This window comes from Paenibacillus sp. Paensp38 (assembly GCF_059491915.1).
Window position 1 is genome coordinate 2,689,935 of the sequence record NZ_CP168516.1, and the last position, 24,837, is coordinate 2,714,771.

Consider the following 24,837-nt stretch of genomic DNA (forward strand, 5'->3'; position numbering starts at 1 on the left):
GATCACCTACCTCTTATGTTTCGGGTCAAGTACATCCCGCAGCCCGTCACCAAAAATATTAATAGCGATGACTGTAGCAAAAATAGACAGTCCTGGCGGTATCCACAACCACGGTCGTTGCTGAAAATCCAGCACATTGTTAGCGGCATCAATCATATTGCCCCAAGTTGGTGTCGTGGGTAGCACGCCAAGGCCAAAGAAGCTGAGTACAGATTCACTCAAGATAGCTCCGCCAATATTCAATGTAGCGATAACGATCAACAACGGTAAAATATTCGGCAGCAGATGCTTGAACAGCTTTCGACGATTCGAGAGTCCCAGTACCGTCGCGGCTTGCATAAATTCACGTTCCCGCAAACTAAGCATCTGGCCCCTCACCATCCGTGCAATCCCCGGCCAGTTGACCAGACTAAGCATCAGCATGACAATATACATCCGTTGATCGGGTGGAACCTTCCAATCAGATAGCAGCGCGCCCATAATAAATAGCAGGGGCAAACTGGGAATTGTCAGCAGCAAATCAGCAACGCGCATAATAATCTGATCTGCAATCCCGCGAAAATATGCGGATATGACCCCCAGCGTAGCCCCCAAAAAGACTGACAATACCATGGAAGCCAAACCCACGGTAAGAGAAATTTGACCTGCCTGCATCACACGTGTCAGCACATCCCGTCCCAGCTTGTCTGTTCCTAACCAGTGATGGATATTTGGCGCCTTGTTCATCATTAATATATTTGTTTTATTATCGGAATAAGGAGAAAATAGCGGGCCGATAAAACAGAGCAAAAACATAAATACCACGACGAGCAGACCAGCCATAGCAAGCTTGTTTCTGAACAGCTGCCGGAGCGCTTGCTGCCACATTGAAGATTTAACAGTTGCTTGCAGTCTGCCGTTGCTCTTGCTCAAATTACTGCTCACGGATGACATTCCTTAGCCCCCTTCTTACACTTTCACACGCGGGTCCGCGATGCGATACAAAATATCGGACAACAGTGTCCCGATCACGCTCAATATGGCAATTAGCATCGTAAAGCCCATAAGTAGCGGATAATCCCGGAGCGAAAAGGATTGCATGTACAACTGACCGATTCCCGGCCAATTAAAAATCTTTTCAATAATCAGGGACCCGCCAAACAGTGCAGGTAATTCGAAGCCAACGAGCGTAATGGCAGGCAGTAATGCATTTCTCAATGCGTGCGTAAAAAGTACCTTTCTTTCCTTTAAGCCCTTTGCACGCGCTGTGCGTATATAATCCTGCTGGATCACGTCGATCATATTGCTACGGAAGTAGCGGGTCAGCGAACCCAGTCCCAGCAGCGTCATAACGATCACTGGCAAGGTCATATGCTGGAGAACCTCCTTCACATACTCCATACCTGTAGCGTTACTGCCCGTATTGAGCATGCCACCGGGTGGCAACCACTTCAGGTCAACCGCTGCGATTTTAATCAGATACAGCCCGATAAAAAAAGAGGGCACAGACATGGCAGCGAAAATCACTACCATTACCAACGTATCAAACCATGAATACTGCTTATAAGCAGCAACCACACCAATAATGACCGCGATAAACCAGGTCAGGAAGGTCGATATAACGGCCAGCAAAAACGAGTTCCAGATATATTCATTAAATAAGGTCAGCACCGGCTTCTGCTGGGCAAGCGAATAGCCAAAATTGCCATGCAGCGCATTGCCTAGCCAATTTCCATAGCGTTCAAGAATAGGCTTATTGAGGCCGTAAATCTCCCTCAGCTCCGCCTTTCTCTCTGGCGACAGCTTCAGATTGCCGCTAATGAAATCTCCCGGTGTCATGGCATACAGGAAAAAAATCATCATCGATGCGGCCAACAAAATAATAACCATATACGTCAGTCTTTTCGTTAAAAACGAGCTCATGACAGACTCCTTTCAATTCAAGGTCAGGCTACTCATTACGTTTCCCCCATTTGGGAGGCCCCTTGATCCGAACCTGATGTTCTTCACAAGGGGCCCGCAAATGTGGCTTATTTAAGGGACCATTCGAACAGATTACCAGACAAGCCAATGAACGGACTGACCTTTACATGTTCCATCCGACCATTGTAGGCATACACCGTCTTCTTATAGTTGGTAAAAATAACGGGCAGTTCATCGTTTAGCAGCACATATAATTCTTTATATATTTTCTTGCGTTCTTCCATATTCGTCGTAGACAAGCCTTTTTCATATAGCTCTTTTACCTTTGGATTGTTATATCCCTTGACTTCTCCATTGACGAATTGCTCGATTCCATCCGATGGATCTGTCAGCATGCCTGTCGAGAAGGCGGCGAGATCATAATCTTTACCTTCTACTTTGGCTACCATTGCATTAAAGTCTGCAAAGATTTCCGGCTGAAGGTCAACACCAATCGCTTTGTAATTTTCAGCCGCAAGCGCAATAAAGGTGTCTGTTTCTGGACGTTTAGAGGTCAGCAGGTGAATGGTCAGCTTCTGACCGTTTTTCTCACGGATACCGTCACTACCTTCTACCCAACCCGCTTCATCCAGCAGCTTTTTCGCTTGCTCCGGGTCGTAGTTGTATGGATTGATTCCATCGGTCGTGTAAGACCAGAATATTGGGGAAGCTGGAATGTTTGCGACCGCCCCTGCTCCCTGAGCTGCGTCGACATAAATACTTTTCCGATCCAGTCCATAGGTCAATGCTTGACGAACCTTTTTATCCTTAAGCTTTTCATTTTCTAGATTTACTTGCAAATATCCGTAAGTGCTAGGGGTATACGGCAAAATGTTTAAAAAGCCAAGCCCTTTCAGTTTGTCAATATTTTCCTGAGTTGCGGTGAAGGATGCAAAGTCGGTATCGCCCGTTTCAATAAACTGCCAAGCATCGCCTTCTGCTGTTTTGTAAATGAAATGCTGTGTTTTCGGCTTGCCTTTGAAAAAGTGATCATTCGCCTCCAGACGAACTTCTTGCCCCGGAATAAATTTTTCCAGCTTATAAGCCCCATTCCCCAGAGGACTACTATGTAGATTCTTAAAATAATCCAGCTGTCCAAACTTATAATCCTTGCCGTAGTAGGCTTTGGACAGTACATATTCACCCAGAATCGGCAGAGCCAACGCGTTAGGTTTTTCCAACGTCGCAGAAATGGTCTGCGCATCAATTACCTTGATTCCTGCAATTTGTTTTGCCTTGCCTTCCGTATAGGCGTTGCCGCCTTTAATGTTCAGCTTTCGGATTTGACTGTCGCCAGGATAGGCTTTGTCATAGATCAACGTCCAAGTAAAAGCGACATCTTCTGCTGTCAAAGGGGAGCCATCACTGAATTTAGTACCGGGAACCAGATGAAATGTATACGTTAGATTATCTTTAGAAATATCCCAGCTCTTAGCCAGATTGGGCAGCGGAAGCCCCTTCTCGTCTACTGTGACCAGCGGAGTCCACAATTGCGAAATCACGTTGCCGTCATAGCCGCTTTGGTTAAAATACGGAGTAAACACCCCGGCTGGGTCAGTCAGACCCACAATAATCGTGTCGCTTCTCTTTTTGGACACTTCCGGCAATTTGGACATATCAGAGGCCTTTACCAAACTTGTTAATGGCTGCGTTGTAGTAGCTGTCTGTGTGTCCCCATTATTTTGGGCAGTAGCATTGTTGGAGCTGTCCGGTCCACCGTTAGAGCAAGCCGCCAGCAAAATAGAGCTCGCCAGAAGTAGACTGCTAAGTAAAATAATACTCTTTTTCAACATAATCCCCCCGAGTTAAATTATTAAATTCCGATAGAACAAGTTGTGATTAAGAAGATAAACCTCATTATAGGAATTTATTGGGGTTCTGTAAAGGGAGAACTACATTTTTTATGTAAAAAAAAGACGTCAACTCATCTGGATTCCAAATGATCGACGTCTATTTGTTTAAAGTGTTAAAGTCTGACGGGTGCGTGCAGCCTAATTTCGCTCCATATAGCCAAAAATGCTCCGATGCATTTCATCCACAGCCGAAAGCCGTGCGCTATATCCGAGTAATGTTTCTCCATCAAAATGTGCATGAATGAAGCCGGAGGCCCGGAGCTTAAAAATATGGTCGTGCGTGATTCCCTTGGACAGCTTGAGATGACGGACAATCTCAATAAAGGTTCGTGGAGACTGGCTTTGATACAAATATTTTAAAATCCTAAGCCTGCTCTTCTCCCCCAAGCTTCGGATCATTCGATATTCCTGTGGGGATAAAAAATCTTCCTCCTGAACATAAATTCCTGCCGAGTAATGGCATAACAGGAGCGACCCAAATCGATAAATAATATTTATCGGCTGAAAATGGTATTGAGGCACCAGCAACACGCGCGTCAGTCCCTCGGAAGGCTCGAACCGGAAGCCATTAGTGGTACGATCCACCCACTCCATAGAGCTATAAACGCCCTTCTCCTTATTTCTTCGTTCAGCTTCCTGTTCCAGACCGCTTAGAATACTTATATCCACATGGCGAAAATACTCTTCGTCCCAGCCAGATAGCAGTTGCAAAGCAAGTTTGCGAAGCTTCTCCATGTCGTCAGGCAGCGGAATCCCATAGGCTGATGCCTGTTGTTTTAATTCCTGTAAAGTCTGGCTTTCCAAACGGTCTACGACCTCTTCAACGCCCCCCTGATCAGAAAGCATATAGACAAGTCCATAAATAACCTTCCAATCTGCATTGATTTCCATGGACTCCAGCAATTCGGACAAACCTGGAGACAGCGTTCCACTCACTTGCTCCGCCCACCCGGCTGATAAGTCGGTCTTCTTGTAAGCCTTGCGGCAAATAAAGGTGTGTAAGCTGCTGAGCAGCTCAAACACCGGTCCATATGCTACATGTACATCGTAAGGAGCATTCACGTCGTGACTCATCGCTTTCTGTCCTCTTTTCTATCATATCTGATGTCCATTATACATACTATCGTACACCCATTCATTCTTAGTGAGCCATTCGTACGAGAATTTAGCAAAACACAGACACAAATATGAAGGAAACAAGCGCTATAATCAAAGCGCAAAAAAAGCCTGATCTCACCAGACTTTAACTGTTCAGCTATGAATTCAAAAAGGTTGTCTCCCACAAATATCGCAGGAGACAACCTTGGGTCAAATAGTATAATGTTTAAAGTTTGTTAGCTGCTACTTTCCACTCTAAAATTCCTGTGGATGCTGAACCTTTGGATACCATTTCAATTCTTAATTTCGTTGTTTTTACAGGCGTAAAAGTAGTTGTATTATACTGGTCTGCCGAAGCACCCAATCCATTAGCCTGCTTGACATTGGACCAGCTGCGACCATTCCAATACTTAATCTTGTAAGACTTAGGAACATCAATGCCACCGCCATCTTTAAACCAATAGACATCCGTTTGGGATACCGTATATTCTTGATCAAAATCATATTGGACCCATTGTGTACCTGTCTCAGGCCAATTGCCGTACACGGCATGACTTCGATCATTAGAATTAGCAGGTTCAAATCCATCGTTTAGCGCGCTTACATTTTCCCAAGTTGAAGTATAGGAACTGCTAGCCGTTGCCGCAGGCGCAATGTTTACGCTTTCATCAGGATCTATTTCAATTGGGCCATCGTCGTCTTTAGTCGTGATTGGGAAACGAGCCGTATCCTTTTTGATTTGACTCCAGGTATACCGCAGCATCCAAACATCCCAGTCGGTGATATGATCGGAGTTGCCAGCCCACATAATCGTGTTCGTTGGAAATCCACCTGGTGGACGCTCATGTTCTTCATAAAAATCGTTTAATCCAAATCCATGCCCAATTTCATGTTCAGTAATCTCAATCTCATCAGAATTCACCGTACTCAGAACGTATTCATCATTCATGCGCTGTCCCCAGTCGCCGCCGGCTCCCCCGCCAAAATTTTCTGTGGCCCAGAGATACATATCAAAGCGTTTATCCAATCCACCCGGATATGAATAGTTCGGGTCCGAAAAATGCTCAAATCGGGATATTTCATTAGGCGCAACTGGAAGTGCAGCAGGAATTTCCGGTTTTTCAGAAGCTAGTGTATCTAGAATGGTATCCGTATAAATGACCTCGTCAGGCTGCTTGTCTAGGAGCAGTGAAGGATCGGCAACAGCCCAGCCTACCACTTTTACTTTAATATTCTTATAGGGCCAGCCGTCATATCCTTGAAGATGATCTGTCCAATGGTTCATCTGCCGATCTATCATTTTAGCAATATCCTGGCGTTGCTTCAGTGTAACAGGCTTAGAGGATTGCCAGCGTATAACATAATTAAGAGTCCCTTTACCCGCAAAAATTTGATCAAAAATCGTATTTTTACGAGCCGTTGAGCCTTCGGTCAACATTCTATTCTTCCAAACCCATTCCACCGATGATTTGAGATAAGGTGGCATATCAGCCAATGTCGAATCACTCGTTGCTGCAACCACAGAATTCCGGTTTAGATGAGAATCCGCTGATATAAAACTAGCATTTCCCATCAGTAATGAACTAGCAATGACTACTGAAAAAGAAGCCATCATCATTCCTTTTCTGTTCAACATGTATGTACCTCCATATCCATTTGTATTATTGCAGTAGTTTTCCTGAAACGATGATCTCTATCAGCTCTCTTTTCGTGTTTGCGAACTAATCTAGGAGATCAAGAGTACACTATCAATCCTCCTTGTCGTTTTTTGTAAATAATCACAAATCATATTATCACTGGATTATTACATCGTCAATATTTTCCTTAATGATTTAAATTAGGATTTTTAATCGTATTTTGGGACATATACTTACTCTTTGCATGCACAAAACTGGTATTTTATAAAATGAAAAAACCGTTTATTCACTGAATCAATTCCATCGCAGAATTTGATTTTGGAATAAACGGCTCTATTTATAAGCTTTTTCACACTACTCTAGCATTTTTTAGCGGGTAGGAAAACGAGTAGTATCCTTCTTGACTTGGCTCCAGGTATACCGCAACATCCAGGTATCCCACTCTGTTATTTTGGGAGAATTGCCGGCCCACATAATAGTTGGCACAGGAAAACCACCGCTAGGCTCACGCTCCTAGTCTATGGATATCAATGCCGACTCAGCCAGTGAAGCCAGTAGCTTCGCTGTTCCGGGCAACGCACGTTCGTCCAGATCAAAGGCAGGATGATGCCATTCCTGGCTTCCCGCAGTGCCGACAAAGACAAATACACCTGGGATGTTCTTCTGATAAAACCCAAAATCCTCGCTCGCCGAGGACGGTACGGGGCGAACGACTTCCAGACCGACCGCTTCGGCCACCTCTTCCGCGATAGCGGCCAACTTACCGTCATTCAGAACAGGTGGCGGACCCTCGATCCAGCGGATGGTTGCTTTCGTGCTGAAAGCATCGGCAACACCTTTTACGACCTGCTCGAAGCGTTCAGTCACCTGAGCGCGAACATTCTCGTCAAATGTGCGGATTGTTCCGTCCAAATGGGCGCGGTCAGGAATGATGTTCCAGGCGTTGCCACTGTGCAGCTTCGTGACGCTAATGACCGCGCTATCCAGCGGATTAACGCTCCGACTCACAATGGATTGCAGCGCCGTAATGATATGTGACGATACCACGATGGGGTCAATCCCTGCATGCGGCACTGCCGCATGTGTGCTCAGACCCTCCACCTCGATGTAAAAACCATCCGCCGCTGCCATTAGAGGACCTTCTTTGATGCCGACCGTGCCTACGGGCAGGTCTGGCTTGTTATGCAGGCCAAATATGGCCTGCACCCCTGCCAACGCACCGCTGTCCAGCACTTGGGCAGCGCCTTTGGCCTTTTCCTCAGCTGGCTGGAACACCAGCCGAACCGTGCCTTTCAGCTCCTGCTCCCGCTGCTTCAGGAGTATGGCTGCTCCTAACAAGGACGCGGTATGAAAATCATGCCCACAAGCATGCATCTTGCCCGGATGCACCGAAGCATAAGGCAATCCCGTCTCCTCCTGAATAGGCAACGCATCAATGTCTGCACGAAGCGCGACAGTTGGTCCCTCCTGCCGTCCGCCAATTTCCGCTACTAATCCGGTACGCAGCGGCACATCCAGAATCGTTATGTTCTGTTCTTCCAACAGACGGCGGATAAAGGCGGTAGTTTCAACCTCCTCGTTAGATAGCTCGGGATTTCGATGCAGATGGCGGCGAATATCCACCAGCTGCTGCTCCAAAACCTGCTCCTTCGTCCCGGTTGATCCACTCATCCCTATTCCTCCTTCGTGAACCCAAAATAGTTACAATTCTCTCAGACCAACAATTTCTAGGACTGCACAGGCAATCCGGCAAAAGCTTCATGCAACAACTCGAACGAGCGCACGCGCTTGTGTATATCTCTTATTCCTGTCGTAACGATCAGCTCATCGACCTGATACTTCGCTTGAATTTCCGTCAGGACAGCATAAATTTCGTCTTTATTCCCTTTGTTAATTTGCGCTTGTGTAGCTTCAATTGTATATTCTTCACCCGATTGCTTGCCAAACTTTTCTGCACTTTCCAACGTGCCCACCGTAGCCGTCTTGCCACTGGCCAGATGAATTTTGTACAGCTTGTGCTCCCCTGCTAACTCTGCAGCTTCCTCGGAAGTGTCCGCTACGATGACTGAAAGCGCAAAAAGAGCTTTCGGCTCACGTCCATAACTATAATCGAAAGACGCCCGATACGTACGGAATGAGTCCAATGCAACCTGCTCATTACTATTGATAAATTGTGAGAAAACGTAGGGCAACCCCAAACGCGCAGCAATTCCAGCACTGTCTGTACTTGTACCCAAAACGTAAATATCTGCCGGTGTTTCTGGAATCGGATTCGCCTGTAACCCGGCTAACGGTCCTTCTTCAGACGGAATATTATGAATATAGCGACTTACTTCATCAATTTTTTCTTCGAGAGAAGGCGCGTCATGAACGTTTCGTTGTAACGCCTGTGTGGATTTCGGCAGCCCGCCCGGCGCGCGTCCGATTCCCAAATCTACGCGACCCGGTGCAAGAGAGGACAGTACATTAAAGTTTTCAGCTACTTTATAAGGGCTGTAATGCTGAAGCATCACTCCACCAGAACCGACGTTAATACGCTCAGTGCGTGCCAGCAAGTGGGAAATGAGTACCTCTGGCGAAGAGCCCGCAACCTGCTCGGAATCGTGGTGCTCTGATACCCAGAAGCGTGTAAACCCCAATTCCTCTACACGCTGTGCTAGCTTAATCGTATTACGAAGGGCCTGCGCTGCTGTTTCCCCCTCGTGTATGGGGCTTTGATCCAATACTCCGATTTTAATACTCATGTCTCCCTCTCCCGTCTAAATTGAATAGTTATATTCCGGTGTAATCCGTTTCAGGAATTGTTGGGTACGTTCCTCTTTGGGGCGGTTAAAAATGTCGTCCGGTGTGCCTTCCTCGATAATATGACCGCCATCCATAAATACCACATGATTTGAAACATCGCGCGCAAAGCCCATTTCATGTGTAACGACAATCATCGTAATGCCTTCCTTCGCAATCTTGCGGATCACCGACAGCACCTCACCCACCAATTCAGGGTCCAGCGCCGAAGTCGGCTCGTCAAATAAAATCACTTCCGGGTTCAGCGCCAAAGCACGCGCTATGCCGACACGCTGCTGCTGCCCACCGGATAGCTGACTTGGATAATGATTCAGTTTCTCACCCAGACCGACCTTTTCCAGCACTTCAATGCTGATCTTTTTCGCTTCCTCCTGCTTGACCTTGCGGACAACGACAAGTCCTTCCATGACATTTTCCAGTGCTGTTTTATGCTTGAACAAATTGTATTGCTGGAAAACCATAGCCGTCTTTTGGCGTAGAGCCAAAACATCCTTCTTCGCAGGTCGCTTGCAGTTCACTGTAAAATCGCCAATGCTGACTTCCCCATCATTCGGCTTTTCCAGATAATTAATGCAGCGTAGCAGAGTCGTTTTTCCTGAACCGCTCGGTCCTAAAATAACGACGACCTCGCCTTTGTTCACGGTCAAATCAATGCCTTTAAGCACTTCATGTTTGCCGAACGACTTCGTAATATTTTGCAGACGGATCATGATGCTCGACCTCCATTAAACACATTGATTTTTTTCTCCACCAACCCAGATATTCGCTCAATCAATACCGTCAAGCCCCAAAATAGCAGTGCAGCTGCGATATATACCTCCAAATATTTCCAGTTGGTAGATGCCAGAATTTCAGCCTGTGCCTGGATTTCTGTGACAGAAACCGTGAAAGCCAAGGTAGAGCCATGAAGCATCCCAATAACGGAATTCGTCAGATTTGGCAAACTCACCACGAATGCCTGCGGAAATACAATCCGTCTCAGCACTTGCCACGTCGTCATCCCGACAGCATAAGCCGCCTCGATCTGCCCCTTGTTGACCGATTGAATTCCAGAACGGACGACCTCAGACATATACGCGCCACTGGTAATGGAAAACGAAATGAGTGCAAATACCATATAAGGAACATCTTTGGATTGCAGCGGCCAGCCGAAATGCTTCGCTCCCGCATCAATTAACAAAGGCAAACTGAAATAAATAAGCAGCAAATGCATCAGCATCGGTGTGCCACGGATAAAGGTAACGTAACCGTGAGAAATCTGGGATAACACAGGAACCTTATAGATTCGCGCCAGCGCCGTTATTATACCGATGACCAACCCTGCCAGTACAGAAACCACCGTAATCATTAAGGTGTTGGGCAACGCGGAGAACAACCCTAAAAAGGCAGTATATATAAATCCAAAATCCAGACTCATATGCCTTTACCTCCTTTACTCAGACGAGGACTTCTCAGGTAGCGCACCACAAAACTTTTTCGTTTTTCGGGTTCTTTCTGCACTTCATCCCGATGCTCATGCCGGAGAAGCGTATTTTCCAGCACCCTGAACAATTTTTGTAAAATCAGACTGATGACCAGATAAATAAGGGATAACGCGATGTAGGTTTCAACAAAATGCTGGGTAGCCGACCCTAATGTCTGTGATTTCCCTGTCATCTCCATCGCTCCGATTGTAAATGCCAGCGAGGTATCCTTCAGATTGCCAATCACCAGATTGGAAAATATCGGAATCACCACAGCCAGCGCTTGCGGCATTATGATACGTGTAAAGGTCTGATAGCCTGACATGCCGACGGACTGTGCAGCCTCGATTTGTCCTCGGTCTACTGCCTCTACTCCTGACCTGATAATTTCGGAAATAAAGGCTCCACTATTGAGTGCGTAGGTCGCTACAGCAAACCACAGCACATCCCATCTGGAGGAATTGATATCTACCAGCTTTAGTAGCTCTGGCAGGCCGTAATACACCAGAAACAATTGGATTAGAATAGGTGTTCCGCGAAAAAAGGAAACATACACCTGAGAAACACGTTTGAGAAATGGAATGTTATACATGCGAGGCAGCGCAACCAACAGACCAATGATAAGCCCCAATACAAGCGAGCTTGCTACAATAAACAAGGTGATGTGTAAGTAAGACAGCATTTTCGGGATAAAGCTAAAAACATAGTCAATATTGAACTCTCTGCTCATATGCCTGCCTCCTTTCTATACATCAGCGGTCAGAATACATAGAGTACCCTGACCGCTGAAATGTCCAAGTCTATCCTTACTTTTTACTGCTGTTACCTTCCTTTTTCACATCTTCCAGAGACTTCGTGAAATCCTCTCCAAGCCATTTAATGCTCAGCTTCGACAGCGTACCGTCGTCCTTCACTTCCTGAATGGCTTTGTCCAGGTCATCCGCCAATCCTTGCTCATTTTTATTCAGTACATACAGTACATCCGATTGAGTCAAAGGATCACCAACGGTTTTCAGAGCTACTTCTCCTTTTTCATCGGTGTTAAAACGGTTCGCAAAGTCTGTCGTAACGGTAGCATCTATACGGCCACTCGTAATTTGTTGCACCGTATCATTGGCCGCACCACTCGTATAAACGATATTCAGGGCATCTCCATGGTTTTTGTTATATTCTTTTAGCACATACGCCGCATTACTGGTTGGGCTGGTAAGTACCTTTTTCCCTTTCAAATCATCAATGGAATGAATGGTATTGTTATCCTTCGCTACAGCGACTCTGTTCAGAAAAATGCTATATGGATTTTTGTTGAACAGATACTTGGCTTCGCGCTCCGGGTTTTTTTCCATTTGATGCGATACCAGATCAATCTTGCCGGCATCGAGACTTAGCAGCAAATTTCCAAAGTCCATCGTTTTGAATTCAAACTCGTATTGAGGCAGGCGCTTGTCCAGCTCCTTAATCAGCTCCACATCAAAACCTGTTAAATTTCCGTTTTCGTCAATAAAGCATACATTTTTGAATTGAGTACCTGTGCCTACGATAATTTTCTTCACGTCTCCGCTCGAACCTGACGCGCTAGACGCGTTATCTGAGGAACCGCAGCCTGCCAACACCAGGATGATTGCCATAACAGACAATATTGCAAACCACTTTTTCATATGAATCCCCCTCATCTCTTTGTATATCAGCAGTTTGCGACATACATGGTAGCTACAACATTCAATAATTCATAATTCCTATGAGTTTAATCGGTTTTAGGATGTGACTAATTTAACACCTGGAAACCTATACGTCAATCCACCAAGCTATAGAACTTTTCTATAACAAAACAGCACCCCGGAAACCTTCTGTCAGTGCATCTGCAAAATCCGAGGTCACTGCACAGTCTTCTTTGGTCGCTATTATGCTAATCTGCATCGACACCCCAGCTACCTCTGGAACATGGATACGGAACAGTTTCTGATCTTTCACTTCACGGTTCACACAGACATCCGGCAAAAAGGCAATACCCGCTTCTTCCAATACCAGCTTTTTGGCCGTGACCACATTGTCTACCTGAAAAGCAATGTCCGGGGGCTGCTCCAGTGATTCAAAAGCGCGATGAATTCTCATCCAATCTAGTGATCCACATTCGAAAAACACCAGTGTTTCACGTTGAATATCCTGTATGCTGGCCTTTCCTGTCTTCATAAACGGATGGCCGTCGTATACATACAGGGAAATCGGATCTTCATAAAAGGCGAGCGTACGGATAGCCGGATGCATCACTTTACGGACAAAACTAATGTCTACCTCACGGTTCAACAGTTTATGTAGCAGTTGATCCGTCGTAGCCGTCACAATTTTGTAATTAACCTCTGGATAACGGGCACGAAGCTGCTTTAATATTTCAGGAATAATGTAGTTCGACACCGATATCGTGCAGCCAATTCGAATTTGCTGAGGGGCTTTCTTGCGCTGTTGAAGCTTCTGCTTCCCTTTTTGCAGCACTTGGAGCATCTGCTCCGCATAAGGAAGAAACTTTCGTCCATCCTCCGTCAGAATCGTTTGTTTGCTTTGGCGGTCGAATAACTTGCACTCAAGCTCACGTTCAAGCGTCTGAATCCGGGCTGTGACTGAGGGCTGTGACAAGAATAACGCTTCTGCTGCCTTGTTAAAACTTCCATAATGATTCACGTATACAAAGGCTTCCATATTCTCGATATTCATACGCAAGTCCCCCAGTAAGTTTTATATACATTTATCAAATGAGTTAACTTGGTTTTTTGTATCATAAAACTCACTGAACGACCTGTCAATGGAAAAATTGAAAATATCTATAATTTTAATAGCTCATTTAGTTCTTTAACAGAACGTTCCAACCGTGCAACCAATTCTTCAGACAACCCGTATGCTCCATCTGGCAGACGCTCAACCCACTGATCCACTGCGTACACCCCGCCAAGAATATGTCTTCCGCCCAGTGCATTAATAACCGGCTTCAACGCATAGTCAATGACCAGCAGGTGAGCCAGCGTACCTCCGATAAATAAAGGCAGGACAGGTTTCCCTCTTAGTCCCTCCTGCGGAACCAAATCCAGAAATATTTTTAATAGTCCTGAATAGGACGCCTTATATACTGGAGATGCCACAATAATGGCATCCGCTACTGCAATCAGCGAAAGTGATGCTGTGATGTCGGGGCTGTTAAAGTTAGCTGAGACCAAATCCTCTGCTGGCAAGTCGACCACATTCAGTAATGTGACCTCCGCTCCAGCCTGCTGCAGCTGCTCCGTTGTATAGTTAATCAAACCGTATAAACGGGATTGTGTAGACGGACTGCCTGATAGGATGACAACTTTGGACATATTTCTTCCTCCTTCTGTTATGCGTCAACCTTCACTTTGGATCTGGCTGCTGTATAGCGGTTCTCAGGAATAGGCACGCCTAGGTTTTCACGCAGTGTGCTAAATTCATAATCCTGACGGTAAATACCGCGTTCCTGCAAAATAGGCACAACCAGATTTACAAAGTCATGCAGACTCGATGGCACATCAGAACCAATAATGAATCCGTCTGCTCCTTTTCTTTCGAACCACTCCTGCACTCGATCCGCTACCTGCTCAGCGGTTCCGATAAAAGAGGTTCTCGGCGTAGCTGAACGTAGCGCAACCTCGCGTAGGGTCAAATTTTGTTCCTTGGCTACTCGTTTGATTTTATCTGTACCACTGCGGAACGCATTGCTGCCAATACCATCAAGCTCAGGGAATGGCTCATCCAGCGGATATTGTGAGAAATCATGATGATCGAAGAAACGTCCCAAATATTTTAACGCAGCCTCAATCGTCACCAGATTCGTGATCTCTTCATACTTACGTTCCGCTTCCTCCGTTGTATTGCCAATAATCGGCGATATGCCCGGCAAAATGACAATATCCTCTTCGGATCTACCATAGCGTACCCCACGTTCTTTCACATCACGATAAAACTGCTGCGCTTCCTCTAACGTTTCATGTCCTGTAAATACAGCATCCGCTTCCTTGGCGGCCAGGTTTTTGCCATCCTCCGAGGAACCTGCCTGGAAAATAACTGGCTGTCCCTGCTTGGATCGTCCAATGTTCAGCGGACCCTGCACAGAGAAAAACTCACCTTTATGGTTCAATGTATGCAGCTTTTCAGGATCAAAAAATACTCCAGCTTCCTTATCACGAACGAACGCATCCGCTTCCCACGAGTCCCACAGTCCTTTGGTAACCTGTAAATATTCCTCTGCAATTTTATAGCGCTGCGGATGCGACGGGTGCTCGCCTTTGCTAAAGTTAAGGGCAGAGCCTTCCAGCGGGGAAGTCACCACATTCCAGCCTGCCCGACCTCCGCTAATATGATCAATGGAAGAAAACTGGCGTGCTACCGTGAACGGTTCGCTATAGGAAGTCGACAATGTGCCAACCAGTCCGATATGCTTCGTCACCCCAGCCAAAGCGGACAAAATCGTAATTGGTTCAAAACGGTTTAGAAAGTGGGGAATGGATTTTTCGTTAATGAACAGGCCATCTGCGATAAATACGAGGTCAAACTTTCCTTCCTCTGCCTTTTGTGCCTGCGTTTTATAAAATTCAAAGTTAACACTCGCGTCCGCAGGTACTTCAGGGTGACGCCAAGTCGTCATGCTTCCCCCAACGCCGTGAATAATCGCACCAAATTTAATTTGTTTATTCTTAGCCATAACTCTTCCACCTCTCTTGAACATGATTGTTATACCACTTGATTGTAACTTTCCAGCACTTTACCCAACTCTTCCAGATCCGGGTTGAGCAGGGCTTCATATTTGTTATCCCCGCCTACTTCGACGACAGGAACATAACGAACACCATATTTGGTTTCCAGCACGTCACGCAGCGCATCATTTCCGTCCACTTGGATATTTTCATACGGCTGATTTTGGGATTCCAGGTACGATTTGATCTCTCCACAAAAATGACAGCCGGTTTTGCTCCACAATACAACTTTAGGTTTGGACGACATATACATACCTCCGTGAGCTTAATGTTTATAATTCCGATGAATTAAATAAGGATTATATTTATAATGTATCCTGCCGACCCTTTTCCGTCAATCGCTTGTGTAATAGACATTGCTAATTCAACGATAGAAAATTTTAATCTTATATCGTATTTAATCGGTTTATTGGTAGCTCAGTTATTTAAATTTAGGGGAATTGGAGTTTAAATGTGCCTTGACGCGGATATCCTTGGAATAGTAGCGCCCTTGTGGCGAAATGAAATGGGGTTGAGTAAATGCAGGATTGGGCCGAGGTTGCTATACGCACATTAATGGCTGTCGCTATATTATTTTTAATCACCAAAATTCTTGGAAAACGTCAGGTATCCCAGCTTTCCTTGTTCGAATATATAACAGGAATCACGATAGGTAACCTGGCTGCTACCATTCCTATGGAGCGTGAATCCACCTGGTATCTAGGCCTCATAGCCTTGTCAGTATGGGTACTGACAACACTTGGCATTGAATATTTGCAAATTAAAAGCAAGAAAATCAGAGATATAACAGATGGAAGGACAACAATCCTGATCAAAGACGGCAAAATTTTAGAGGATAATCTGAGAAAGGAACGGCTCACCCTGGATGAACTCATGGAGCAGCTACGAAGCAAGAATGTATTCAAAGTATCTGATGTAGAATTTGCTCTCATGGAAACCAGTGGCGAAGTCAATGTGCTGTTAACCAAAGACAAGCAGCCTGTGACGCTTAAAGATTTGAATATGTTTCAGCTACCGGAGAAGGAACCCACAGCAGTCATTATGGATGGACAACTTATGGAGCAACAAATGGCATATATGGGGATTACTCAACAATGGCTGGATGCCAAGCTAAAGGAAAAGAGCCTGACGGTCAAAGATGTGTTTTTCGCGCAGGTGGACACGCAAGGGGAGCTATATATTGACCCATACAGTGATAATGTACAGATGTCCAAGGCACAGGATTCGAATCAAGCTGTGCTGACGCTGCTGCAGCAATGTACAACCGAGCTGCAAAAACTGGCTACGAATTCCAGCGAACAGCAAAGGAAACAGTTGTATGAGCTATGCTCACACAACTTGAAGGAAGCTATCCAGGAAATGCAGCCGGTAAATTCATCTAAGTCCTGAGCACATACGCATATGCCATAAGAGTATAAGCATGGGAGTTAAAAAGGAGCGTCCTTCAGCCGCTTATGGCTTTGAAGACGCTCCTTTTTATATTACTGTGCCGGTGTACATTTCACAGTTGTTGCTGCCTTTCATTCCTTGCCGGCGCAGCGGCAGCATAACCGTAAATACCGTTCCTTCTCCCACCTTGCTGGATACAGAGATAGAGCCGGTATGCATCTCTGTTATTTTATAAGCAATGGACAGTCCCAAGCCGCTGCCTCCTGCAGTTCGGGCCCGTGACTGGTCTGCTTTATAAAACCGTTCAAAAATGCGTTGCTGATCCTGTTCGTTGATGCCCTGTCCCGTGTCCGCAATGCGGATAACCGCCTGTTCACCGTTACTTGAAAGAGAAACAGATATGCTTCCACCCTGTGGTGTAAATTTAATGGCGTTGTGAAGGAGATTTACCCAAACCTGGCCCATCAGATCCTCGTCCGCGTTGATCTCAACGATATCCACCTCAACAGTCATCTCGATTTTTTTAGCCTCCCATTGCGGTTCGCAGGCGAGAATAAGCGAAATTAGCTGCTTGTCCAGCCGATAAAGGGACGGACGAAACAGATGCCGCTCCGAATCCAGAATCGCCAGCTTCATGAGATTATCGCTTAGCTTGGATAGACGAATACACTCCGTCTCGATGATCGTCAAATACCGGTCTCGCTGTTCACGATCCAGATTCTCGTCCTTGAGCGCCTTGGCGAATCCGATTATCGAGGTCAGCGGTGAGCCGATTTCATGGGATACGTTTGAAATAAACTCCTCCCGCAGCTTTTCCATAGCCTTCAGATTTGCAGCCATATCATTGATACTGTCCACCAACTGTACATAAGGATGCGGCCTCCGATGTTTTCCGTTCCTCCCGCCGAGATCCCAATCCAGATTAATGTGAAAGTCTCCTTGCGAAATACGTTTTAAAGCATCGATCATTTCGGTAAAAGCGTGCTGTTCTCTAGGCTGGAAGAAGCGCCTTACCGTCATACTGATAATACCGAAGAAGAAAAAGCCTAGCGTCGTATTCATAAGAAAGACGAACAAACCATGGGGAGCCCATGACATGTGCGAATAGATCGCCTCCATAATAAAGAACGCGGCAGTCCAGCTGAGATACAGCACCAATAACACCAGCATGAGTCTCGCAAGGATATGGAGGAATCCCGGTTCTCGTTTCATTGCCTTACCTCCAGCCGATAACCCAATCCTCGGATCGTACTGATCCGGAAGGAGTGGCTTGCCTCCGGAAACCGTTCCCGAAGGCGTTTGATATGGACATCAACCGTTCTTTCGTCTCCCTCATAATCATAACCCCAGATCTGTTCGATCAACTGGTCGCGGGTAAAGGTTTTGCCAGGATAGCTGGCCAGCTTGAAGAGCAGCTCAAATTCTTTGCGCGGCAGGGTAAACTCCTTCTTTTCAGCCCGGCATTCAAATGTATCACTCCGCAGGACAAGATCTCCGACAGTCACTGATTTGGAAGCCATGATACGATAACGTTTTAATAAAGCCTTCACGCGTGCAACAAGCACCATGGGGTCGAATGGCTTGACAAGATAGTCGTCCGTTCCGAGCGCGAAACCTTTCACGATCTGTGTCGTCTCGCCTTTAGCTGTAAGCATAAGCAGCGGCAGGTCGGTTTGCTCTCTCAGCTTACGACACAACTCCCAACCATCCATTCCCGGCATCATGATATCAAGAACAAGTAAATCGACCTTGATTTGCTCAAAAATGCGCATCGCGTCCAATCCATCCACCGCCTCGACTACATCCAGACCTTCCATCCTCAAAAAGTGTCCGACCATTTCGCGAATATGCGGATCATCATCAACGACCAATACACGCGCCATTTCAATCCCCCCCTAACTAGTTCTGCCTTAAATCTCTCATCCTCGTCAAGAAGACTGCCATCTTATGCTTTACGCATATATGCACGCACCGTAAGCGGCGCGAAGATCGCCACAATGACTGTAGCGCCAAGCAGGGAGATCGCCAGTTCCCCGCCAATCGTTCCCGTATTCGCAAGCTCCCTGACTGCGTTCACAAGATGTGAAATCGGGTTAACGTTCACAAACCACTGTAGCCAACCAGGCATTGTGTCCACAGGCACAAATGCGTTGGAAACAAAAGTGAGCGGAAACAGAACAATCATGGAGATGCCCTGTACACTGGAAGCAGTGCGGGCAATCACGCCAAAGAAGGCGAAAATCCAGCTGACTGCCCAGGAACACACGATGACCAAAAGCGCGGCGATAGCAACACTCAGCAGCCCTCCCTCTGGCCGATACCCCAAAATATACCCCATGGCGAAGGTAAGTACAGTCGCAATAGTATACCGGATACTGTCAGCCAGCAGAGCTCCAGCCAAAGGCGCAATACGTGCGATTGGGAGTGACTTGAACCTGTCGAACACTCCTTTGTCCATATCCTCACGTAGTTGGACGCCGGTAACGACGGAGGTCGAGATCACAGTCTGCACGAGGATGCCTGGAATAATAACCGGCAAATAATGCTGCACGTCTCCTGAGATGGCGCCACCAAAGATATAGGTAAACATAAGTGTGAAAATGATCGGCTGGAGCGTGACATCAAACAATTGCTCGGGAGTATGCCGGATCTTCAGAATGCCCCGGTAGGCCATCGTCATGGAATTGAAGAACGCCTGTCTGAAACTCACAGACTTCTTCAAAGTGCGATCAAAACCTGTCATAACCGTAGTGCTCTTCATGCTCTCGCCCCCTCCCCAGCATGCGCTCCTTGGGACGTCTGCTGCTCGTTTACTTGTGCCCCATGACCAGTGATGGACAAAAACACCTCGTCAAGCGTCGGCTTTTGCACACTCATTTCTGCTAGACGAATCTCTCCAGTACGGAGGGCAATCAGCAGGTCCGTTACCCGATCTGCATTGGCCATCGGAGAAATAATCTTTCCAACTTCCACTGACACGCTGGACTTGACTGAAAGCACCTGTTCAACGATCTGAACAGCTCTCTCAATGTCCTGTTGATTTTGCACTTTGAGTTGCAGAGTCGACGCCCCCACTGCCGCTTTCAGTTCATCCACCGTACCCTCAGCGACTACCCGGCCATGATCGATCACCGCGATTCGGTCAGCAAGTTGATCCGCCTCGTCGAGGTACTGGGTAGTGAGCAGTACGGTGGAACCGGTCTTGACCAGACGCCGGATCGTGTCCCACATCTGGACACGCGTGCGCGGGTCTAGTCCGGTAGTCGGCTCATCCAGGAAGATCAGCGGCGGCTTAGCGATGAGACTGGCGGCCAAGTCCAGTCGGCGGCGCATGCCTCCCGAAAAATTTTTTAACGGTCGCTTGGCTGCTTCGGCCAAGCCAAATTCCTCCAACAGCTCCGCTGCCTTATGACGCGCCTCGGCACGTCCCAGTCCAAGCAGTCTAGAGAAGATGATCAAGTTCTCAGTAGCGCTAAGCGACTCATCGACCGATGCGTATTGGCCTGTTACCCCGATTAATTGACGCACAACCTGCGGCTCCTTTACTACATCGTGCCCGAAGATACGCGCTGATCCACCATCAGGTCGCAATAACGTTGACAGCATTCGGATGGTAGTCGTCTTACCTGCTCCATTAGGGCCGAGCACACCGTAGATCGTGCCAGCATGGACATTCAAATCGACACCGTCAACCGCATGCTTATCACCAAAAGTTTTAACGAGTCCCCTTGCTTCAATGGCCAAGGTCTCTTTTTTGTCTGTATAATCCACATTCATATCCTCCCTATACGGTTTCTATAGCGAGAATAACCCACGTTTATGAACTGAATATGAATAGAAAGATATTGAACCTATTTACACTGTAAAAAAATAATCTCGTTCTACCTTGCTCACTCTTAAACCAAATGTTTTATACCACTCGGATTTCCCTTTTTCCTGCGCTACCTTGTGCAGCTCGTTATGTTTCCAATTTTTTATAGCGTCTAGAGACTCCCAATAGGAAACTGTGATGCCTACTCCATTGTGATCACGAACACTTTCCACACCTAGAAAACCAGGCTGCTCGGCAGCCAGTTCCACCATTTTGTCTCCCATCACTCCGTATCCGCCATCTCCTTCCGTACGTTCAGAAGTAAAGATAGCCGCATAATAGGGTGGCCGAGGAGTTTTAGCAATTGAGTTCATATGTTCCTCCTAAAACAAAAATATATAACCTTTCTTTCATTTGATTATAATCATAAATATTAAATAAAAAAAATGAATATATCTGATATGATACATGAATATATTTCATTAAAAAAATAGGAGTGAACAGGAATTTGTTTAAATATAAGATTTTTCTTTGCGTAGTTGAAATGGGAAGTTTCACAAAGGCCGGGGAAGTTTTAAATCTTACACAATCGGCAATCAGCCATGCGATCTCTGGATTGGAACATGAATTAGGGTTGACTCTTCTGATCCGAGGTCGTTCAGGCATCAGATTGACCAATAACGGAGAAAGATTGATGAAGCAATTTAGAGAGATCGTACAAATGGACGAAAAGCTCTACCAAGAGGTAGCTCTAATTAAAGGATTGGAAATCGGAACCGTAAAGATCGGCACATTTTCAAGCGTCTCTATTCATTGGCTGCCCCGTATTCTAAAAAAATTCAATGAGCAGTTTCCTCTTATTGAAATAAAACTGCTCGATGGGAACTACCATGAAATTGAGAGCTGGATAATCAGTGGGGAGGCTGATTTCGGCTTTGTGAACCTCCCCACGCTAGACACATTAGAGGCGTTGCCCTTAAAAGAAGAAAGCATGCTTTGTCTACTTCCTTCCGATCATATTCTGGGAAAGCAAGCCTCCATTCGAGTAGAACAGCTCAGAGATGAGCCTTTTATTATGCCTGTTGCAGGCTGTGACACCGATGTAAGGAATATTTTTTCACAGCATAATATGTCACCTAAAATCAAATATGAATTAGAAGATGACCATGCGATTATGGCTATGGTGCAGAATGGACTAGGCGTGAGTATTCTTCCTGAAATGATCCTGTCTCACATTCCTTACGACATCTCTATTCGTCCATTGGATGAGAGGCATTCCCGTACTATCGGTATCGCTACCGCTTCCTTAAAAAATGTTTCTCCAGCAGCTAAAAAATGTATGGACTTTATTAATGAATGGATCAACTAGCTTCATCATGTCGGCCAAGGAAGCGGATTTTCAAAACTGGACCAGTCCATATCCATTTCATTATCGTTCAGCAGACATTCATCTAGCTCTTCTTCCAAGTCCGGTCGATTCATTCCGATACCTATCATAACGATTTCGTTCATGCGATCGCCCCATTGTTCATCCCAATGGTCCAGAACCTCGGGGTCCGCTGCGACGATCTCCTGCCGTTCTTCTTCGGATAATGCAGCAAGCCAGCTTCCCGCAGGGCCAAATTGAATAGAGGGTCCTGCCTGACTAATACTCGCTGCCCAATCCTGCGGGGTGGCAATCCAGGCCAAACCTTTGGCGCGAACGATCTCCTCCGGCCAATAGTTCATAAATTCAGCCAATCTTGCAGGATGAAATGGTCTTCTACGACGATATACAAAGGAATTTATCCCATATTCGTCCGTTTCCGGTGTATGGCTTTCAAGCTCCAGCTCCCGAATCCATCCAGCGGATTGACTAGCCTTGTCAAAATTGAACAGCCCTGTATTCAAAATGTCCGAAGGAGCGACCTTTCCCTTGGAAGTACGAATGATTCGGGCTTCAGGCTGTAATCTCCGCAGCACACCCTCCAGCTTATCCAGCTCAGCAGACTGAACCAGATCGCACTTATTCAGAATCAATACATCACAGGTTTCAATCTGGTCTATGAGCAAGTCCGAGATATCACGCGTGTCGTCTTCACCAGTAGCCTGCCTGCGATCCAGTAACGTTTCTCCTGATTCAAAATCATGCCAGAAACGGTTCGCATCGACTACGGTCACCATGCAATCCAGTTTTGCCAGCGAAGCCAAATCAATGCCAGTTCCTTCATCGGCGTACGTAAAGGTTTGAGCGATTGGCACGGGCTCACTGATGCCTGTAGACTCGATTAAGATATAATCAAACTCTCCTTGCTCCGTCAGCTTCTTGACCTCCAGTAATAAATCTTCACGCAATGTGCAGCAAATACAACCATTAGACAACTCGACCAGTTTTTCTTCTGTTCTGGACAAGCCGCCCTCTTTTTTAACCAGCTCAGCATCTATATTCACTTCACTCATGTCATTGACGATGACTGCCACTTTCATTCCGTCCCGATTGTTTAATACATGATTCAAAATCGTTGTTTTTCCTGCACCCAAATATCCGCTCAACACTGTTACTGGTATTGCTTTCTTATTCATCGCTGGTACGCTCCCTTGAATATCGGCTTTTCATTTTCATTTTCATTTTTTAAATCGTAATAATTACTATTAAAACCAACTTTCAGTAATATACAGCATCCCTTTTGCCTTGTCAACCGTAAAAAAACTCTTGAAATGAATGACCTAAGTTATTATTAATATGAGAAATAACGATATTTAAAGAGTTTTATTTTTTAAAGCTATAGATCAGGTTCGTGGAAATATGCAAAAACTGGCGACCGTAGAAGCAACACAATCTCTGGAAGTTCTTTTTGCATTAATGGGAGAATTAATCTTTTTGTTTTAGCGCATATATATTTTTTCCATGGTCGTTCAAATGTGGATCAGGCACCAGAAAAAAGCAGCAGATCAAAGAGAGGCTCCTGATCTGCTGCTTTTTGCCGATGATTTCTAACAAAGAATGATGCTTTATGACGAGTACAAAGTATTATTACCAAGCGTAGGCTTCTGGCGCAGGTTTTCCTGGACCTGGAAAAATCTCATTCAGCTTGGCAAGCACTTCCTCGCTCAATTTGACCTCAGGTACCCGTAGAGCATCCTCTAACTGTTCTAAGGTCCGTGGTCCGATAATTGGAGCCGTTACAGCCGGATGGGAAAGTACCCAAGCCAGTGCAATCACGTCTTCCTTTTCACCCAGCTCGCGGGACAATGCTGCAAATTGCTCCAGCTTCATACGATTCTGCTCCACCTTTTCCTTGGCGCGTGCGCTGCGGGAACCTGTACCAGCTAACGCATTCCGTCCCAGCAGTCCGCCCGCCAACGGGCTCCATGGGATCACACCCAGCCCCAGCTCCTGAGCTGCCGGTAATACTTCAAGCTCGGCGGAACGTTCGTTCAAGTTGTACAAATGCTGCTCGGATACAAGCCCCAAAAAACGCCGTGCCTTCGCTTCGGCCTGCGCCACCGCAATGTGCCAGCCCGCAAAATTACTGGAACCGATATAACCAACTTGTCCCCGATCCACCACGGACTCGAATACGCCCCACAGCTCATCCCATGACACGTTTCGGTCAATGTGATGCATTTGGTATAGCTCTACATGGTCGGTCTGCAGACGTTTCAGAGACGCATCCAAATGGCGGCGAATTTTGTAAGCAGACAAGCCTGATCCTGCATTGGGTCCGTCATGTTCATTTTTCATATCTCCGTATACCTTCGTTGCCAACACGACCTTCTCGCGTCTTCCGCCGCCCTGCTGGAACCAACGTCCGATAATTTCCTCTGTCCAACCTTTACGGTCATGGCCATATACATTAGCCGTATCAAAAAAGTTAATGCCCGCATCCAGTGCGGCATCCATAATTTTAAACGCATCCTTTTCTTCGGTTTCTGGTCCGAAATTCATCGTCCCCAGACATAACCGACTCACCTTTAAGCCTGACTTTCCTAAGTATGAATACTCCATACTACCTCCCGCCTTTGCTTAAGGATTTTAAAATTCCGCAAAATTACATGCCAAAAAAGACCATACTCCGTTTATTCACCAGAACAAACCGCATTGAA

The 24,837-nt window shown here is 46.1% G+C and carries 24 protein-coding genes and 2 pseudogenes; 3 read left to right on the forward strand and 23 right to left on the reverse strand.

Annotated elements, in window-relative coordinates; translation table 11 throughout:
* Positions 1–6: 6 nt before the first annotated feature.
* From opp4C to ACEN8J_RS11550, 16 genes and pseudogenes are all read right to left on the reverse strand, one after another.
* A complete protein-coding gene (opp4C, locus tag ACEN8J_RS11475; protein WP_029519128.1) occupies positions 7–933 on the reverse strand; it encodes an oligopeptide ABC transporter permease in 927 nt (308 codons plus the stop codon).
* A 15-nt stretch (positions 934–948) separates the two neighbouring features.
* On the reverse strand, positions 949–1,902 hold the full coding sequence (locus ACEN8J_RS11480) for an ABC transporter permease (RefSeq protein WP_322252053.1): 954 nt from the start codon (positions 1,900–1,902) through the stop codon (positions 949–951).
* Between the two features lie 107 nt (positions 1,903–2,009).
* Entirely contained in the window at positions 2,010–3,734 is a 1,725-nt protein-coding gene (locus tag ACEN8J_RS11485; RefSeq protein WP_342428838.1) for an ABC transporter substrate-binding protein, read from the reverse strand.
* Positions 3,735–3,932: 198 nt separating this feature from the next.
* Entirely contained in the window at positions 3,933–4,868 is a 936-nt protein-coding gene (locus ACEN8J_RS11490) for an ArsR family transcriptional regulator (protein WP_029519125.1), read from the reverse strand.
* Positions 4,869–5,118: 250 nt separating this feature from the next.
* Complete coding sequence (locus ACEN8J_RS11495) at positions 5,119–6,528, reverse strand: discoidin domain-containing protein (RefSeq protein ID WP_318626582.1); 1,410 nt, start codon at positions 6,526–6,528, stop codon at positions 5,119–5,121.
* Positions 6,529–6,898: 370 nt separating this feature from the next.
* Positions 6,899–7,033: pseudogene (locus tag ACEN8J_RS11500) on the reverse strand (dockerin); the annotation flags it as partial.
* Positions 7,034–7,042: 9 nt separating this feature from the next.
* A complete protein-coding gene (locus ACEN8J_RS11505; RefSeq protein WP_495594512.1) occupies positions 7,043–8,200 on the reverse strand; it encodes an amidohydrolase in 1,158 nt (385 codons plus the stop codon).
* A 56-nt stretch (positions 8,201–8,256) separates the two neighbouring features.
* Entirely contained in the window at positions 8,257–9,273 is a 1,017-nt protein-coding gene (locus ACEN8J_RS11510; protein ID WP_495594513.1) for an LLM class flavin-dependent oxidoreductase, read from the reverse strand.
* 15 nt (positions 9,274–9,288) lie between these two features.
* On the reverse strand, positions 9,289–10,041 hold the full coding sequence (locus ACEN8J_RS11515) for an amino acid ABC transporter ATP-binding protein (RefSeq protein ID WP_341039297.1): 753 nt from the start codon (positions 10,039–10,041) through the stop codon (positions 9,289–9,291).
* The gene (locus ACEN8J_RS11520) at positions 10,038–10,748 is read right to left on the reverse strand and encodes an amino acid ABC transporter permease (protein WP_340885196.1); all 711 of its coding nucleotides are present in this window, start codon (positions 10,746–10,748) and stop codon (positions 10,038–10,040) included. Before ACEN8J_RS11520 ends, ACEN8J_RS11515 begins: the two co-directional genes overlap by 4 nt.
* Complete coding sequence (locus tag ACEN8J_RS11525; protein ID WP_029519119.1) at positions 10,745–11,524, reverse strand: amino acid ABC transporter permease; 780 nt, start codon at positions 11,522–11,524, stop codon at positions 10,745–10,747. Before ACEN8J_RS11525 ends, ACEN8J_RS11520 begins: the two co-directional genes overlap by 4 nt.
* Before the next feature lie 76 nt (positions 11,525–11,600).
* Positions 11,601–12,452 carry a transporter substrate-binding domain-containing protein gene (locus ACEN8J_RS11530; RefSeq protein ID WP_029519118.1) on the reverse strand — a complete coding sequence of 284 codons (852 nt, stop codon included), beginning with the start codon at positions 12,450–12,452 and terminating at the stop codon, positions 11,601–11,603.
* Between the two features lie 160 nt (positions 12,453–12,612).
* Positions 12,613–13,503 (reverse strand): LysR substrate-binding domain-containing protein, encoded by an 891-nt coding sequence (locus ACEN8J_RS11535; RefSeq protein ID WP_495594514.1) that lies wholly within the window; start codon positions 13,501–13,503, stop codon positions 12,613–12,615.
* Positions 13,504–13,610: 107 nt separating this feature from the next.
* Positions 13,611–14,141 (reverse strand): NADPH-dependent FMN reductase, encoded by a 531-nt coding sequence (gene ssuE / locus ACEN8J_RS11540; RefSeq protein WP_495594515.1) that lies wholly within the window; start codon positions 14,139–14,141, stop codon positions 13,611–13,613.
* Positions 14,142–14,158: 17 nt separating this feature from the next.
* Positions 14,159–15,499: an LLM class flavin-dependent oxidoreductase gene (locus ACEN8J_RS11545; protein ID WP_340955306.1), complete on the reverse strand. Its 1,341-nt coding sequence runs from the start codon at positions 15,497–15,499 to the stop codon at positions 14,159–14,161.
* Between the two features lie 29 nt (positions 15,500–15,528).
* Positions 15,529–15,798, reverse strand: coding sequence for a glutaredoxin family protein (locus ACEN8J_RS11550; RefSeq protein WP_029519113.1), 270 nt, complete (start codon positions 15,796–15,798; stop codon positions 15,529–15,531).
* Positions 15,799–16,070: 272 nt separating this feature from the next.
* On the opposite strand from ACEN8J_RS11550, the gene ACEN8J_RS11555 reads away from it, so the two are divergent.
* A complete protein-coding gene (locus ACEN8J_RS11555) occupies positions 16,071–16,940 on the forward strand; it encodes a DUF421 domain-containing protein (protein ID WP_069010217.1) in 870 nt (289 codons plus the stop codon).
* A gap of 87 nt (positions 16,941–17,027) precedes the next feature.
* Here the strand turns inward: ACEN8J_RS11555 and ACEN8J_RS11560 are convergent, their stop codons facing one another.
* The 5 genes from ACEN8J_RS11560 to ACEN8J_RS11580 all read right to left on the reverse strand — a co-directional run bounded on the left by ACEN8J_RS11560 (position 17,028) and on the right by ACEN8J_RS11580 (position 21,125).
* Positions 17,028–18,152 (reverse strand): sensor histidine kinase, encoded by a 1,125-nt coding sequence (locus ACEN8J_RS11560; protein ID WP_165147288.1) that lies wholly within the window; start codon positions 18,150–18,152, stop codon positions 17,028–17,030.
* Positions 18,149–18,823: a response regulator transcription factor gene (locus ACEN8J_RS11565; RefSeq protein WP_340955304.1), complete on the reverse strand. Its 675-nt coding sequence runs from the start codon at positions 18,821–18,823 to the stop codon at positions 18,149–18,151. Before ACEN8J_RS11565 ends, ACEN8J_RS11560 begins: the two co-directional genes overlap by 4 nt.
* A gap of 62 nt (positions 18,824–18,885) precedes the next feature.
* Positions 18,886–19,701 carry an ABC transporter permease gene (locus ACEN8J_RS11570; RefSeq protein ID WP_029519108.1) on the reverse strand — a complete coding sequence of 272 codons (816 nt, stop codon included), beginning with the start codon at positions 19,699–19,701 and terminating at the stop codon, positions 18,886–18,888.
* Positions 19,698–20,717 carry an ATP-binding cassette domain-containing protein gene (locus ACEN8J_RS11575; protein WP_029519107.1) on the reverse strand — a complete coding sequence of 340 codons (1,020 nt, stop codon included), beginning with the start codon at positions 20,715–20,717 and terminating at the stop codon, positions 19,698–19,700. The genes ACEN8J_RS11570 and ACEN8J_RS11575 overlap by 4 nt, the downstream gene beginning before the upstream one ends.
* Positions 20,718–20,795: 78 nt before the next feature.
* Positions 20,796–21,125, reverse strand: a complete 330-nt coding sequence (locus ACEN8J_RS11580) for an antibiotic biosynthesis monooxygenase family protein (protein WP_013310063.1) — start codon at positions 21,123–21,125, stop codon at positions 20,796–20,798.
* A 134-nt stretch (positions 21,126–21,259) separates the two neighbouring features.
* Between ACEN8J_RS11580 and ACEN8J_RS11585 the strand changes: the two genes are divergently transcribed.
* A complete protein-coding gene (locus ACEN8J_RS11585) occupies positions 21,260–22,120 on the forward strand; it encodes a LysR family transcriptional regulator (RefSeq protein ID WP_029519105.1) in 861 nt (286 codons plus the stop codon).
* Between the two features lie 5 nt (positions 22,121–22,125).
* Here the strand turns inward: ACEN8J_RS11585 and ACEN8J_RS11590 are convergent, their stop codons facing one another.
* The gene (locus ACEN8J_RS11590) at positions 22,126–23,313 is read right to left on the reverse strand and encodes a GTP-binding protein (protein WP_318626599.1); all 1,188 of its coding nucleotides are present in this window, start codon (positions 23,311–23,313) and stop codon (positions 22,126–22,128) included.
* 184 nt (positions 23,314–23,497) lie between these two features.
* Between ACEN8J_RS11590 and ACEN8J_RS11595 the strand changes: the two are divergent.
* A pseudogene (locus ACEN8J_RS11595) lies at positions 23,498–23,614 on the forward strand (multidrug resistance efflux transporter family protein); the annotation flags it as partial.
* Between the two features lie 150 nt (positions 23,615–23,764).
* On the opposite strand, the gene ACEN8J_RS11600 reads toward ACEN8J_RS11595, so the two are convergent.
* Positions 23,765–24,739, reverse strand: coding sequence for an aldo/keto reductase (locus tag ACEN8J_RS11600; RefSeq protein ID WP_029519103.1), 975 nt, complete (start codon positions 24,737–24,739; stop codon positions 23,765–23,767).
* Positions 24,740–24,837 lie beyond the last annotated feature (98 nt).

Excerpts from the sequence above, each read along its gene's own strand:
- ACEN8J_RS11565 (WP_340955304.1), bottom strand. The coding sequence starts at position 18,823 with ATGGCGCGTGTATTGGTCGTTGATGATGATCCGCATATTCGCGAAATG.
- opp4C (WP_029519128.1), bottom strand. The coding sequence starts at position 933 with ATGTCATCCGTGAGCAGTAATTTGAGCAAGAGCAACGGCAGACTGCAA.
- ACEN8J_RS11570 (WP_029519108.1), bottom strand. The coding sequence starts at position 19,701 with ATGAAGAGCACTACGGTTATGACAGGTTTTGATCGCACTTTGAAGAAG.
- ACEN8J_RS11490 (WP_029519125.1), bottom strand. The coding sequence starts at position 4,868 with ATGAGTCACGACGTGAATGCTCCTTACGATGTACATGTAGCATATGGA.
- ssuE (WP_495594515.1), bottom strand. The coding sequence starts at position 14,141 with ATGTCCAAAGTTGTCATCCTATCAGGCAGTCCGTCTACACAATCCCGT.
- ACEN8J_RS11535 (WP_495594514.1), bottom strand. The coding sequence starts at position 13,503 with ATGAATATCGAGAATATGGAAGCCTTTGTATACGTGAATCATTATGGA.
- ACEN8J_RS11510 (WP_495594513.1), bottom strand. The coding sequence starts at position 9,273 with ATGAGTATTAAAATCGGAGTATTGGATCAAAGCCCCATACACGAGGGG.
- ACEN8J_RS11530 (WP_029519118.1), bottom strand. The coding sequence starts at position 12,452 with ATGAAAAAGTGGTTTGCAATATTGTCTGTTATGGCAATCATCCTGGTG.
- ACEN8J_RS11580 (WP_013310063.1), bottom strand. The coding sequence starts at position 21,125 with ATGAACTCAATTGCTAAAACTCCTCGGCCACCCTATTATGCGGCTATC.
- ACEN8J_RS11555 (WP_069010217.1), top strand. The coding sequence starts at position 16,071 with ATGCAGGATTGGGCCGAGGTTGCTATACGCACATTAATGGCTGTCGCT.
- ACEN8J_RS11520 (WP_340885196.1), bottom strand. The coding sequence starts at position 10,748 with ATGAGTCTGGATTTTGGATTTATATATACTGCCTTTTTAGGGTTGTTC.
- ACEN8J_RS11575 (WP_029519107.1), bottom strand. The coding sequence starts at position 20,717 with ATGAATGTGGATTATACAGACAAAAAAGAGACCTTGGCCATTGAAGCA.
- ACEN8J_RS11515 (WP_341039297.1), bottom strand. The coding sequence starts at position 10,041 with ATGATCCGTCTGCAAAATATTACGAAGTCGTTCGGCAAACATGAAGTG.
- ACEN8J_RS11495 (WP_318626582.1), bottom strand. The coding sequence starts at position 6,528 with ATGTTGAACAGAAAAGGAATGATGATGGCTTCTTTTTCAGTAGTCATT.
- ACEN8J_RS11480 (WP_322252053.1), bottom strand. The coding sequence starts at position 1,902 with ATGAGCTCGTTTTTAACGAAAAGACTGACGTATATGGTTATTATTTTG.
- ACEN8J_RS11600 (WP_029519103.1), bottom strand. The coding sequence starts at position 24,739 with ATGGAGTATTCATACTTAGGAAAGTCAGGCTTAAAGGTGAGTCGGTTA.
- ACEN8J_RS11590 (WP_318626599.1), bottom strand. The coding sequence starts at position 23,313 with ATGAATAAGAAAGCAATACCAGTAACAGTGTTGAGCGGATATTTGGGT.
- ACEN8J_RS11525 (WP_029519119.1), bottom strand. The coding sequence starts at position 11,524 with ATGAGCAGAGAGTTCAATATTGACTATGTTTTTAGCTTTATCCCGAAA.
- ACEN8J_RS11560 (WP_165147288.1), bottom strand. The coding sequence starts at position 18,152 with ATGAAACGAGAACCGGGATTCCTCCATATCCTTGCGAGACTCATGCTG.
- ACEN8J_RS11505 (WP_495594512.1), bottom strand. The coding sequence starts at position 8,200 with ATGAGTGGATCAACCGGGACGAAGGAGCAGGTTTTGGAGCAGCAGCTG.
- ACEN8J_RS11550 (WP_029519113.1), bottom strand. The coding sequence starts at position 15,798 with ATGTCGTCCAAACCTAAAGTTGTATTGTGGAGCAAAACCGGCTGTCAT.
- ACEN8J_RS11485 (WP_342428838.1), bottom strand. The coding sequence starts at position 3,734 with ATGTTGAAAAAGAGTATTATTTTACTTAGCAGTCTACTTCTGGCGAGC.
- ACEN8J_RS11545 (WP_340955306.1), bottom strand. The coding sequence starts at position 15,499 with ATGGCTAAGAATAAACAAATTAAATTTGGTGCGATTATTCACGGCGTT.